Here is a 13,898-nt window from a genome sequence, read left to right on the forward strand (position 1 = left end):
TTTACCCCTTGTCTTTTATAAGCAGGCTCTTTTTCTATTTCATCAATACTACTATGTCCACTTTGAAATTTGTAGTTATAATCTTTTAATTTTCTTCTTCGCTCATCTGCTCTCTCTCTAAGCAATTCTTCAATAGGCTTTTCCATTGGATCCACATCATCTTGGATAGCCGATTGAGCAACTGGATTTATCGTTTTCTTTTGAAAAACTAACTCATCCTCTACAATTTTTGGCTCAAATTCTTCTGCTTTAGATTTTGCCCCAGTAAGTTTATTTTCTAATTCCATATAGTCATCTAAACTATATCTTGTTTCTCCTTCTTTACTATACTCTAATACAGGGATTACTTCTACATGATCGTTTACATTCAGATCCTTAACATCATCATCTAAACTAAAAGTGATAACATTTTCCTGTTCTTCCTTTTTAGCATTCAAGGGCATATCGAAACTCATGGCAAACATATCCTCTTCTTCTTGTGGCTTAGAAGCTACTTCTTCTGCCCCTACCACTTCAATACTTTTTAAGGCCTCTGATGAATCGACGATAATAAAATCATCTTCACTTACATTCTCCGCTATAACCTCTTCATAAAAAACATTAAAATTTCTTATGTAATTATTCGTCGGTATTAAATCTAAATCATCAACATCTCCTAAATTGTGTTTTACCACTTTTTTAACTTCACTTTCCTTTTCTTCTACAAGGTGGTGTACTATATTTCCTGGAGTTAAATCCTTTTCTGCTTTTTGACTATCCTCTAAAGTGTGGATAATTTTTTTAGATTCTGTATTTACAATATCATCTTGCTGATCTATGTTAAAACCCGTAGCAATAACGGTTACTGCTATAGATTCTCCTAATTCTTCATCTTCCCCAACACCCATAATGATATTAGCTCCGTAACCAGCTTCTATTTGAATATGGTCATTGATTTCTCCAATTTCATCAATAGTAATTTCTTGAGAACCAGAAACAATTAGTAATAGTACGTTTTTAGCTCCTGTAATTTTATTGTCATTAAGTAAAGGAGAATCTAAAGCTTTCATGATAGCTTCATTTGCTCTTGCCGATCCAGATGAAATTGCAGACCCCATAATAGCTGTTCCGCTATTAGAAAGAACTGTTTTTGCATCTCTAAGGTCAATATTCTGTGTGTAGTGATGTGTTATTACCTCTGCTATTCCACGAGCAGCAGTAGCTAACACTTCATCTGCTTTAGAGAAACCGGCTTTAAACCCTAAGTTACCGTAAACATCTCTAAGCTTATTATTATTAATTACAATTAAAGAATCTACATTAGAACGTAATTTTTCTATACCAAATTGCGCTTGTTGACATCTCATTTTACCTTCAAATTGAAAAGGCATAGTAACAATTCCAACCGTAAGAACATCTAACTCTTTTGCTAGTCTAGCGATAACAGGAGCAGCACCAGTACCTGTTCCACCACCCATACCAGCAGTAATAAAAATCATCTTGGTCGAGGTTCCCAACATGCTTTTTATATCTTCCATACTTTCTATCGCAGCCTGCTCTCCTACTTCAGGATTTGCACCAGCTCCTAAACCCTCTGTAAGGGAAACACCTAATTGAATTTTATTTGGAACCGGACTATTATCTAGAGCTTGCGAATCTGTATTACAAATTACAAAATCTACTCCGTTAATACCTGCCTGGAACATATGGTTAATGGCATTACTACCGCCACCACCGACTCCAATTACTTTAATAACATTACTTTGATTCTTAGGTAAATCAAAAGCGATACTTTCAAATTCAGTGTTATTACTCATGCTGTATAAAAATTACTGGTTAATGTGTGTGTTCTTTTATATATATTTTACTCTGCGTTATCTAAAAAGTCCTTCAACTTGTCGGACCATTTATCAAAAACAGATTTCCTAGGGATACCATCCTTGGATTGTGCCATTGTATTTTCCGAAACCGATTCCTCAACTAATACCGGCTCTTCCTTATGTTCAATAGCTTCTTCTATTTTTTTGTTTTTTGCATCATTCTGTACAGCATTCATTAATAAACCAACGGCCGTTGCATATAACGGGCTTACTACTTCTTTATCTGAATCTCCTGCCAAATGCTCATTTGGATACCCAATTCTTGTATCCATTCCTGTAATATACTCTACTAATTGCTTTAGGTGTTTTAACTGGCTACCTCCTCCGGTAAGTACAATACCCCCTATTAATTTCTTTTTTTGATCATCATGTCCGTAGTTTTTAACCTCAACATATACCTGCTCAATTATTTCTACTACCCTAGCATGAATTATTTTAGATAGATTTTTAAGTGATATTTCTTTAGGCTCTCTACCTCTTAATCCAGGTATTGAAACTATTTCATTATCCTTATTTTCTCCTGGCCACGCTGATCCGAATTTTATCTTAAGAAGTTCTGCTTGCTTTTCTATAATAGAGCAACCTTCTTTAATATCCTCTGTAATTACGCCTCCTCCAAATGGAATAACAGCTGTATGCCTAATAATACCATCTTTAAAAATGGCTAAATCGGTAGTTCCGCCTCCTATATCAATTAAAGCGACACCAGCTTCTTTTTCTTCTTGGCTTAAAACTGCATTAGAAGATGCTAAAGGTTCTAGCGTAATATTTCCTAAATCTAGACCTGCACTTTTAATACATCTACCAACATTCTTTATTGAGGTAACCTGACCAACCACTACATGAAAATTAGCTTCTAGTCTTCCTCCATACATCCCTATTGGCTGCTTTATTTCTGCTTGCCCATCTACTTTATACTCCTGTGGAAGTACATGTATAATTTCTTCTCCCGGAAGCATTATTAATTTATAAACTTGGTTACACAAAGTATCCAAATCATCCTCATTAATAACCTCTTCTGAATCTTCTCTTGTAATATAATCGCTGTGCTGTAAACTACGTATATGCTGACCCGCAATACCAACTACCACAGAGCTAATTTTTAATCCACAATTAGCTTCTGCTTCCTCCACTGCTTGTTGAATAGATTTAATAGTTTGGGTTATATTATTTACAACCCCTCTATGCACACCTAAACTCTTAGATTTACCAATACCAAGAATTTCAATTTTTCCGTACTCATTCTCCTTACCAATAATTGCAACAATTTTGGTAGTTCCGATGTCTAAACCTACTGAATAATTACCTTGTTCCATTGTTCTCTATATTTTGGTGCACACTACTTGATTATTAAACTCTAGACTAACTGTGGTAAAATTATCCAATGTTTTGTCTTTATTCGCCTTGGTATAAAAAGCTTTAAAATTATTAAACTTCTCCTCTAAATTATCTACTCCACCCAAACTCACAACAAATTGCTCCATTCTGAATTTCAATTGATACTTAGCTACATCCTCAATATGAATTCCGATTACATTCTTCCTTAGAAATTCATCGTCATTTATATATTTCAATATTTTATATACATCTTCCAAACTATCTCCAGATACTTTCCCAGTGATAATCGGCACTCTTGCGGAGTGATTTTTGGACAACGGCATGCGTTTCCCTTCATCATCCAAATAAAAATTTACGCCCCCAGCAATTCTTGCAATTGGCCTTCTTTGCACAATTCTAGACGTAAGTTCCCCATCCACAGCAAGATAGACTTGGGCTCTTTTTACCATTTCATTAGCCTCTATGGCCTTCTCCATGTTATTCAAATCTAATTTTTCTTTAGACACATTTTGAAGGTTACCATAATTTTGTATTAACAATTTATTAACCGCCCCTTGCGTTAGGTATAAATTCTCTTCTCCAACGAATTCAATATTAATATTTTCTATCTTTTTAAGCCCGCTTCTATAGCCAGAAAAAGCATATAAACCCAGCAAAACAAGGCATAACCCAAACATTTTTATGTAGTTCCAATTAATCTGCATCTTGTAACTGTTTTTTTATTTTCTGTACCTGTAACCCTATATCTCCAGCTCCCATTGTAACCAACACCTCCGGATTTTGTTGTTTAATTTCTGAAAGAAGATTTGTTTTATTAATTAATTTTTTATTTGGGTTTTTAATTTTACTTAATAACCACTCTGAGGTTACCCCTTCTATAGGGCTTTCCCTAGCCGGATAAATATCTAACAACAAAATAGCATCAAATTTTGCTAAACTATCTGCAAAATCATCTACAAAATCTTTGGTTCTTGAAAATAGATGTGGCTGAAATACCGCTACTACTTTTTTGTTAGGATGCATCTCATAAATAGCATTATGCACTGCATTAATTTCCGTAGGATGATGCGCATAGTCATCGATGTACACCAAATTTTCATTTTTAATTTGATATGAAAACCTTCTTTGCACCCCTTTAAAAGTGCCCAGTGCTTTAGCAAGGCGATTAGCTGGGGAACCTGCCTGTATCGCCATCGCAAAAGCAACTAAACCATTCAACAAATTATGTCTTCCTGGTTTGCTAAAAGTAATCCCTGTTAGAACTGTATCAGGAGTTTCCAAATCAAAAATGTAGGCACCATGTTCTATTCTTAAGTTTCGGATACAAAAATCCGAATCATCTTCTATTCCATAGGTTATACCTTTAATTGGCAAACCATTTCGCACAAACAATTTACCGTTTGGCTTTAAACGTTTTGCAAAATCATTAAATGAATTCTGCAATTCTTTTTCTGTTCCGTAAATATCCAAATGGTCTGCATCCATAGAAGTAATACAAGAAACATTTGGTGATAATTGTAAAAACGAACGATCAAACTCATCTGCTTCTACCACAGAATAATCTGTTCCTTCCAAGAGAAAGTTACTATTAAAATCTTCTGATATTCCTCCAAGGAAAGCTGTAATTGGCGTTCCTGTTTCTTTTAATAAATGGGCAAGAATACTAGAGGTTGTTGTTTTTCCATGTGTACCAGCAACCGCAAAACAAAAAGTATCTTTTGTAATGAGCCCTAATACTTCGGATCGTTTCTTTATAACAAACCCATTACTTAAAAAGTATTGATATTCCCCATGTGCTGTAGACACTGCAGGAGTATAGACCACTAATGTTTTAGATGCATCTAAATATTCTGAAGCAATACCCTCTACATCATCTTCATAATGTATAGCTATCCCTATACTCTGAAGCTCTTTTGTTAATGGTGTTTCTGTTTTATCATAGCCCACTACATTTTTATTTATGAATTTAAAATAACGCGCTAAAGCAGACATACCTATGCCTCCTATACCTATAAAATAAACGTTATGTATTTGTTTTAAATCCATCTTAATTTTGCAATAATAATTCTACCTGATCCACTATATCTTTTGTAGCATTTGGTAATGCCATCTTCTTAATATTTGCACCTAATTCTTCTTGCTTCCCCTTAGATGTTATTACCTCTGAAAAAATGACATCAAAATTAGTATCCAAATCCTTTTCCTTTATCATTATAGCAGCATTTTCACTCACCAAAGCCAATGCATTTTTAGTTTGATGATCTTCTGCTACCGTTGGCGAAGGAATAAATAGCACTGGTTTCCCCACTATACTTAATTCCGAAACCGAACTTGCTCCTGCTCTAGATATAATACAATCCGCCGCTACATATGCAAAATCCATCTTATTAATAAAAGCCATTACTTTTACAGTGTCAGAGTCGTATTTTTTATATTCTTCATAATATAATTTTCCACATTGCCATAACACCTGCACTCCCAATTGTTTAAAATAGTCTAGCTTTTGTTCTATTAATTGATTTACTCTACGAGCTCCTAAACTACCCCCTAAAACAAGTATCGTCTGCTTATCTAAAGGCAACTTAAAGAAACCCAATGCTTCTTCTTTAGAAACATTTATTTTTATTAAATCTTCTCTAACGGGGTTTCCCGTTTTTATAATTTTATCCGCAGGAAAAAACTTTTCCATACCATCATAAGCCACACAAATTTTTGCCACCGCATCTTTAAGTAATTTATTAGTTATACCAGCATACGAATTTTGCTCCTGTAACAAACAAGGCACCTTTCTTCCCGATGCAATCTTTAAAAGCGGCCCACTAGCAAAACCTCCTGTACCAATTACAGCATTGGGTTTAAATCTAGATACTATTTTACGCGCTTTTAACAAACTACTTATTAATTTAAAAGGAAACATTAAATTTTTAAAGGTTAACTTTCGTTGTAACCCCGTAATCCACAAACCTTCTATTTTGTACCCCGCTTGTGGCACTTTTTCCATTTCCATTCTATCCTTTGCTCCAACAAAAAGAAACTCCGCATTTGGGTATCTTTTCTTTAGTTCATTGGCAATAGCAATGGCCGGATAAATATGTCCGCCAGTACCTCCTCCAGAAAGAATAAATTTATAGTTGTCCACTTAGTATTTCTAAAGGGTTTGTTTCATCTATATCCACAGGCACGCCTTCTTCTATCTTGGCGTCTTTATTACTAACACTTAGTATAATACCAATAGCCAAACATATCATCCAGCTAGAGGTTCCTCCCATACTTACTAATGGCAAATTCTGCCCTGTAACAGGAAATAACTCAACCGCTACAGCCATATTAATTAAAGCTTGAAAAACAATCGGTAGGCCAACGCCCAGCACCAATAATTTACCGAATATGGTAGCACTACCATTTGCTACTACTATTATCCTAAACAATAATAATAAGTAAAAGAACATCAACACAAATCCACCAACAAGACCATATTCTTCTACTATAATAGCATAAATAAAATCTGAAGAACTTTGCGGTAAAAAATTCTTCTGTATGCTCTTACCTGCTCCTTTTCCAAATATTCCACCAGTCGCAATTGCAATTTTAGACCTTTCTATTTGATAATCTGCCTCTGTATCCTCTGGATTCGCAAAATTATCCACCCTGCTAATCCATGTATCTACCCTATTAGGAAACAAATCTGGAGCAGCCTTAGCTATCAAAATAAATATGACTAAAAACACTACACCTGTTCCAATTATGCCTAGCAAATACTTAATAGGATACCCTCCCAAAAAACAAAGCATTAAAACCATGGCAAAAATAATTCCTGCAGTAGAAAAATTCGCTGGAAGAATTAATACAATAGTTAAAAAAACAGGAACCCATAATGGTAGTATACTTTCAGAAAAAGTAACTGCCATATCTTTTATTTTAGTTAAATACCTTGCCACGTAAATCATTAAAACAACCGCTGCTAAATTCGATGGCTGAAACCCCAAACCTACTAATGGCAAACGAATCCACCTACTAGCATTAGTACCTCCACTGGAAGTGCCTTGCAGTAATGTTAACACAAGTAGTATTAAAACTATTGGCATTGCTATTAGCGACAGCCCCTTAAAAAAGTGTGTAGGGATTTTATGTACTCCGTAAATAATACCAAAACCTAAAAACAAAAGTAATGCGTGTTTTACCAAATGCCCCATAGTGGTTCCATTACCTACTACATAAACCAAATTACTACTAGAGCTGTAAACTGGCAAAAACGAAAATAGAGCCAAAAGAGCAACAACGGCCCAAATAGCTTTATCTCCACTAATAGTATTTACAAGTCTTAACATGATTATAAGTTTTTAATCGCTGCCTTAAATTGGTTTCCTCTGTCTTCGTAATTCTTAAACAAATCGAAACTAGCACATGCTGGCGAAAGCAAAACAGCTTCTCCGCGTTCTGCTATTTTATAAGCCACTTTCACAGCTTCTTCCATTGCATAAGTTTCCACCATTAAATCCACTACATTCCCAAAAGCATCTTTTATTTTAGAATTATCTTCTCCTAAACAAATAATTGCTTTTACTTTTTCTCTTACCAAAGGCATTAATTCTTTGTAATTATTGCCTTTATCGACACCACCAACTATCCAAACAGTAGCTGTTTTCATACTATCTAAAGCATAGTACGTTGCATTAACATTGGTAGCCTTAGAATCGTTAATGTATTGCACATGGTTTATCTTTAAAACCTTTTCTAATCGATGTTCTACTCCCTGAAAAGTAGCTATACTATTACGTATTGTTTCTTTTCTTATACTCACCAATTTAGCCGCTGCAGATGCAGCCATTGTGTTTTTAAGATTATGCTTCCCTTCTAAGGCCAAAGAGTCTGTATTCATTTCTATAGTGTTATTTTGTGTTCTTATTTTAATTTTTTCGTTTTCTATAAACGCTCCTTCTTCTAACTTTTTTGTTATTGAAAAAGGAATTAATTTGGATTGAACTGGGTTTTCTTGCAACCATTTTACTATTACTTCATCATCCGCATCATAAACCAGAAAATCATCTGGTCCTTGGTTTTTCGCAATCCTAAATTTAGATGCTATGTAGTTTTTAAACTTATAATCATAGCGATCCAAATGGTCTGGAGTAATATTGGTTAAAATTGCTATATGCGGTTTAAAATCTGTTATACCATCTAACTGAAAACTGCTTATCTCTAAAACATAATAATCGTAGTTTCTTTCTGCGACCATTTTAGCATAGCTATCTCCAATATTCCCTGCCATCCCTACATGTAAACCAGCATCTTTAAAAATGTGATTTACAAGCATCGTAGTTGTGGTTTTACCATTACTTCCCGTTATCCCAACAATAGTGGCATCCGTATATTTAGACGCAAATTCTATTTCAGAAATTACAGGAATATCTTGCTCTATTAATTTCTGTATTAAAGCAATTTTATCTGGTATTCCAGGGCTTTTCATTACCACATTAGCGTTTAATATTTTAGCCTCTGTATGCGTTTCTTCCTCCCAATCAATTTCAAAATGTTCAAGAACGTTTTTATACTCTTCTTTTATTTTTCCTTTATCGGATACAAAAACCTCATATCCTTTTTTCTTTCCTAAAATCGCAGTTCCTACACCGCTTTCTCCTCCTCCTAATACTACCAGCCTTTGCATTATCTAATTTTAAGAGTAACAACCGTTACAATAGCTAATAGAATTCCTATAATCCAAAAACGAGTTACTATTTTACTCTCGTGATACCCCTTCTTTTGATAGTGATGATGTAAAGGCGCCATCAAGAAAACACGTTTTCCTTCCCCCGTCTTTTTCTTAGTATACTTAAAGTAACCTACTTGTAACATCACTGAGATAGACTCTGCGAAAAAGATGCCGCATAAAATAGGTATTAACAATTCTTTTCTAATAATTATAGCTATTACTGCAATTACGCCTCCTATGGTTAAACTCCCCGTATCTCCCATAAAAACCTGTGCCGGGAAAGCGTTATACCACAAAAAGCCAATTAATCCTCCAACAAATGCCGTTACAAATACTAACAACTCACCTGCCCTTGGAATAAACATAATATCTAGATAATCCGAAAAAATATAATTACCAGAAACCCATGTAAAAACACCAAGAGTAAATACTATAATTGCGGAATTTCCCGCGGCAAGACCATCGATACCATCTGTAAGATTAGCTCCATTAGACACCGCTGTTACAATAAGAATAATCATGGGTATAAAAATTAACCATGCGTACTCCTTAGCCCCATCTCCCATCCATGAAATAAAACTACTATAGTCTAATTCATTATTCTTAAAGAATGGAACAGTTGTCATGGTGGACTTTATATCTTGCCCACGAACTTCTTCTACCGTATAATTCTCTGTTATTACCGTTTTATTATGGTCGCGCATAGTTACTTCTGGATGAAAATAGAGCGTTGCACCTACAATAAGACCTAACCCAACTTGTCCCAGTATTTTAAAACGCCCTTTTAACCCTTCTTTGTCCTTTTTAAAAATCTTTATATAATCATCTACAAAGCCAATAACACCCATCCATAAGGTGGTTACTATTAGTAATATGATGTAAATATTATCCAACTTAGCAAACAACAAAACAGGTATTAAGGTAGACATGATGATAATTAAACCTCCCATTGTGGGTGTCCCAGCTTTTTGTTTTTGGCCGTCTAAACCTAAATCGCGCACTGTTTCTCCTATTTGTTTTTTCTGAAGAAATAATATAACCCGCTTACCATACACCGTTGCAATTATTAAAGAAAACAGAATAGCCATTGCCGCACGGAATGTGGTAAACTGGAACAAACTTGCTCCAGGAAATTGGTATTGCTTCTCTAAATATTCAAATAAATAATACAGCATTGTTTTGTTATTCTTTTACTTATTTAATTTTTTTAATAGCTCTTGTACTATTTTAAAATCATCAAAATCCACTCTTTCGCCATTAGTCTCCTGGTACGTTTCATGCCCCTTACCAGCTACCAAAATTATATCGTTTGCTTCCGCAAACTGACAAGCTGTTTTTATAGCTTGCTTACGGTTTTCTATAGAAATAAATTTTTTAAAATTTTGAGGCTCCACACCTGCTTCCATCTCTTCGATTATAACACTTGCAACCTCTGTCCTAGGGTTGTCTGATGTAAAAATGACCTTATTACTCATTTCGGAAGCGATATTACCCATTACCGGACGCTTAGACTTGTCTCTATCGCCACCACACCCCACAACGGTGATGACGTTTTCATTTCCAGTCCTCAATGTATTAATTGTCTCCAATACATTTTTTAGGGCGTCCGGCGTATGGGCATAATCAACTATAGCTGTAATTTTTTCTTTGGATATAAAATACTGGAACCTACCATCCACATTATCCAACTCGCTCAACAATCGAAGTGTTTCTTGGTTTTCTAATCCTAATAATTCTGCTGTAGCAAATATGGCTAACATATTGTAGGCGTTAAAATGACCTATTAGTTTTGTCCATAATTCTTGGTCATTTACTTTAAGTAATTGCCCATCGAAACGATTTTCTAAAATCTGCGCTCTATAATCTGCGTACGACTTTAAAGCGTAGGTGTATTTCCTTGCCTTTGTGTTTTGTAACATTACTTCGCCGTTCTTATCATCTAAATTGGTAAGAGCGAACGCTTTTTTACTTAAATTATCGAACAATACTTTTTTAGTATCCCTATATTCTGCAAAGGTTTTATGGTAATCTAAATGATCATGAGAAAGGTTGGTAAAAATAGCGCCTTCAAATACTAAACCCTCTGTTCTTTTTTGATGAATACCGTGTGAACTTACTTCCATGAAGCAATACTCCACCCCAGCATCATTCATTAAACTTAAATACTTATTTATGGTTAAGGCATCTGGTGTGGTATGCGTTGTTGCATAATCCACATTGTCTACTATAATTTTTATGGTCGATATTAACCCAACTTTAAAGCCTGCTTTTTTAAACAATTGAAATAGCAAACTACTAATAGTTGTCTTACCATTAGTTCCTGTAATTCCGACAAGTTTTAAATTTTTAGAAGGCGTGCCATAATAATTAGATGCCATTATAGCCAAAGCTTTATTGCCATTATCTACTTCTACGTACGTAACTCCATTTACCAAAATTTCTGGTAACGTTTCACAAATAATAGCCTTAGCGCCAGAATTTACAGCCTTTTCAATGAATTTATGTCCATCTGTCAAAGTTCCTTTTATAGCTACAAAAACATCATCTAAACCCACTTTTCTAGAATCAAAGCATACCGCATTTACCAAACAGGTAGTGTCTCCACTAACTGCAGATAGGCTTACTCCAAATAATATGTCTTTTAACAACATCATGAAAGTACCAGTATTATTTTATTCTCCACTTTGCTTATTTGCGTTCCGTGAGATACAGATTGTTTTTTAACACTACCATTTCCCCTTACCTCTACACGTAACCCTAAATTCTCTAGAATTGCTATAGCATCCATGCCACTCATCCCTTTTACATTGGGCACTGTACTCTGTTTTTTTTGCGCTTGCACATAAAATTTTTGATACGCTTTCTCTAAATTTTCATCTTGCGCATCTTCCATATCTATTTCATCTACCATTGGCGATGTTGCATATACTTTCTGAGCTACAGACTTAAATACCGGACCAGCAACATCTGCTCCGTAATACCCTACACTTTTATCTGGCTCATGGATAACCACTATACAAGAATACTTTGGATTATCCGCTGGAAAATAACCTGCGAATGTGGATATATATTTTAATTTATCAGGATCTTTAGACACGTAATCCTTTTGACACGTCCCTGTTTTACCTGCCATAGAAAAATTCGGAGAATACAACCCATGCCCTGTACCATGTTTTTTCTCTACCGTATTTTTCAACAATTGCTTTACCTTAGAAATGGTTTCTTTAGAACATATAGAAGGATTAATTACCTCTTTATCAAAAACCCGAATGGTTCTATTCCATTCCTTCACCTCTTTAATTAACCTAGGCTTTACCAATTCGCCATCATTAGCAATTGCATTATAGAAAGCTAAGGTTTGCATTGGAGTAAGAGAAACTTCATAACCATATGCCATTTGCGCTAGAGAAAGACCAGACCAACCTTTGTCACCAGGATAACGGATAACAGGCTTTCCCTCTCCTTTTATCGGCATACCTAACTCTTTATGCAAACCCATATTCATTAACCTGTTTACATATTTTTCTGGGTCATTTTTATAACCATTATGAATCATTTTAGCAAATGCCGTATTAGAAGACACTTCAAAAGCTTTAGCCATAGATATCTTACCAAAACCACCGCGATGAGAATCTTTTACACGGTGTTTGTAAATTTTCCAAACTCCTTTTCCTGTGTCCTTTACTGTGCTTGTATCTATTATACCGTCTTCTAAAGCAGCTACAATATTCATTAACTTAAAAGTAGAACCAGGCTCATGAGACTCCCCAATAGCATAATTAAGCCGTTCGTAATATTTACCCTCCTTGGTTCTTCCTAAATTAGATATTGCTTTTACCTCCCCAGTTCTAGTTTCCATTACAATAACACAACCGTGATCCGCTTTGTAATAGTCTAATTGTTTTAATAAAGCATGATGCGCTATATCTTGTATATTTACATCTATAGTAGAAATAACATCGTAACCATCTTGTGGCTCTACAATATTATCCATGCCAATAGGTTTCCATTGCCCTTTAGCTATTTTTTGCTTTAAACGTTTTCCTTCTACTCCTCCTAAATACTGCCCAAAAGCACCTTCTAAACCTACTCTTGTATAGTATCCGTTTTCATCCACACGCTCGTAACCCACGCTACGTTCTGCAATTTTACCAAGAGGGTGCTCTCTAACCGTTTTCTGTTCTACAATTATCCCGCCTTTATAAGGCCCCATTTTCAATAATGGAAAACCCTTTACAGCCATGTAATCGGAATAATCTAGGTTTCTGGCTAATAACGTATATCTGTTTTTATTTGCTTTTGCTTTACGCAATATTTGCTGATAATAAGAAGGCGTATTTCCTAATAACTTAGCAAGGGCCTTTCCCAAAGGCTTTACATTTTCATTAAAAGTCTTATCCTTTACAGTAACCGCATCAAAACGGATAGTATACCTAGATACGGAAGTTGCTAAAAGACTACCATCATCGGAGTACAAATTTCCACGATTAGGTGCTATGGTAAACATTTTAGAAGTACGCTTATCTGCTAAATCTTTATACTTGTCTCCTTGAACCATTTGTATGCTCACCAACTTAAACAAAACAATTGCTGCAAAAACAAAAAGCGCTCCTGCAACAACATATAGTCTAGTTAATATTCCCTTATCCGTGGCTGGCATTTAGAGGTTCTTATTAGTATTCGATTTAACTCTTATTTTTTTTGGCGGTGTTTCTGATGGATACAGATTCTTTTCCGCTAGTATTTCTGTTATTTTAGACTCCAACTTTAATCGTTGTACATCGGAACGCACATCTACAAACTCGCTTCTTAACTCACGCACCTGTTCGTTCAACGCAGCGATTTTATGCACCTTAGTATCTGCACTATGAGAACTGCCTATCATTACAGTAGCTAAAAAAGAAGCAAAAATGATGAAAAGCCAATTTTTTGGAGCATCTCCACTTACTAGGAATTTCCCTTTTAAGATATCTAACACCCCCTTTTTCACT

General features: G+C 35.1%; 11 protein-coding genes. All 11 read right to left on the minus strand.

Annotation, left to right across the window (positions count from 1 at the left end):
- The coding region (gene ftsZ, locus QZZ51_RS03525) for a cell division protein FtsZ (protein WP_291865955.1) at positions 1 to 1,796 on the minus strand (1,796 nt) is incomplete at its 3' end.
- 47 nt (positions 1,797 to 1,843) lie between these two features.
- Positions 1,844 to 3,175 carry a cell division protein FtsA gene (gene ftsA / locus QZZ51_RS03530; protein ID WP_291865957.1) on the minus strand — a complete coding sequence of 444 codons (1,332 nt, stop codon included), beginning with the start codon at positions 3,173 to 3,175 and terminating at the stop codon, positions 1,844 to 1,846.
- A 6-nt stretch (positions 3,176 to 3,181) separates the two neighbouring features.
- Entirely contained in the window at positions 3,182 to 3,901 is a 720-nt protein-coding gene (locus tag QZZ51_RS03535; RefSeq protein WP_291865959.1) for a cell division protein FtsQ/DivIB, read from the minus strand.
- Positions 3,891 to 5,243: a UDP-N-acetylmuramate--L-alanine ligase gene (gene murC / locus QZZ51_RS03540; RefSeq protein WP_291865961.1), complete on the minus strand. Its 1,353-nt coding sequence runs from the start codon at positions 5,241 to 5,243 to the stop codon at positions 3,891 to 3,893. The genes QZZ51_RS03535 and murC overlap by 11 nt, the downstream gene beginning before the upstream one ends.
- Before the next feature lies 1 nt (position 5,244).
- Positions 5,245 to 6,336 carry an undecaprenyldiphospho-muramoylpentapeptide beta-N-acetylglucosaminyltransferase gene (murG, locus tag QZZ51_RS03545; protein WP_291865963.1) on the minus strand — a complete coding sequence of 364 codons (1,092 nt, stop codon included), beginning with the start codon at positions 6,334 to 6,336 and terminating at the stop codon, positions 5,245 to 5,247.
- Positions 6,323 to 7,525 carry an FtsW/RodA/SpoVE family cell cycle protein gene (locus tag QZZ51_RS03550; RefSeq protein WP_291865965.1) on the minus strand — a complete coding sequence of 401 codons (1,203 nt, stop codon included), beginning with the start codon at positions 7,523 to 7,525 and terminating at the stop codon, positions 6,323 to 6,325. The genes murG and QZZ51_RS03550 overlap by 14 nt, the downstream gene beginning before the upstream one ends.
- 2 nt (positions 7,526 to 7,527) lie before the next feature.
- On the minus strand, positions 7,528 to 8,862 hold the full coding sequence (murD, locus tag QZZ51_RS03555; protein WP_291865968.1) for a UDP-N-acetylmuramoyl-L-alanine--D-glutamate ligase: 1,335 nt from the start codon (positions 8,860 to 8,862) through the stop codon (positions 7,528 to 7,530).
- Positions 8,862 to 10,082, minus strand: coding sequence for a phospho-N-acetylmuramoyl-pentapeptide-transferase (mraY, locus tag QZZ51_RS03560; RefSeq protein ID WP_291865971.1), 1,221 nt, complete (start codon positions 10,080 to 10,082; stop codon positions 8,862 to 8,864). Before mraY ends, murD begins: the two co-directional genes overlap by 1 nt.
- A 15-nt stretch (positions 10,083 to 10,097) precedes the next feature.
- Entirely contained in the window at positions 10,098 to 11,561 is a 1,464-nt protein-coding gene (locus QZZ51_RS03565) for a UDP-N-acetylmuramoyl-L-alanyl-D-glutamate--2,6-diaminopimelate ligase (protein ID WP_291865974.1), read from the minus strand.
- Positions 11,558 to 13,567 carry a penicillin-binding protein gene (locus QZZ51_RS03570; protein WP_291865976.1) on the minus strand — a complete coding sequence of 670 codons (2,010 nt, stop codon included), beginning with the start codon at positions 13,565 to 13,567 and terminating at the stop codon, positions 11,558 to 11,560. The genes QZZ51_RS03565 and QZZ51_RS03570 overlap by 4 nt, the downstream gene beginning before the upstream one ends.
- Positions 13,568 to 13,897 carry an FtsL-like putative cell division protein gene (locus tag QZZ51_RS03575; RefSeq protein WP_291866063.1) on the minus strand — a complete coding sequence of 110 codons (330 nt, stop codon included), beginning with the start codon at positions 13,895 to 13,897 and terminating at the stop codon, positions 13,568 to 13,570.
- Position 13,898: the final 1 nt, after the last annotated feature.

The organism is Maribacter sp. (assembly GCF_016744255.1).
Taxonomy (GTDB): Bacteria; Bacteroidota; Bacteroidia; order Flavobacteriales; family Flavobacteriaceae; genus Maribacter_B.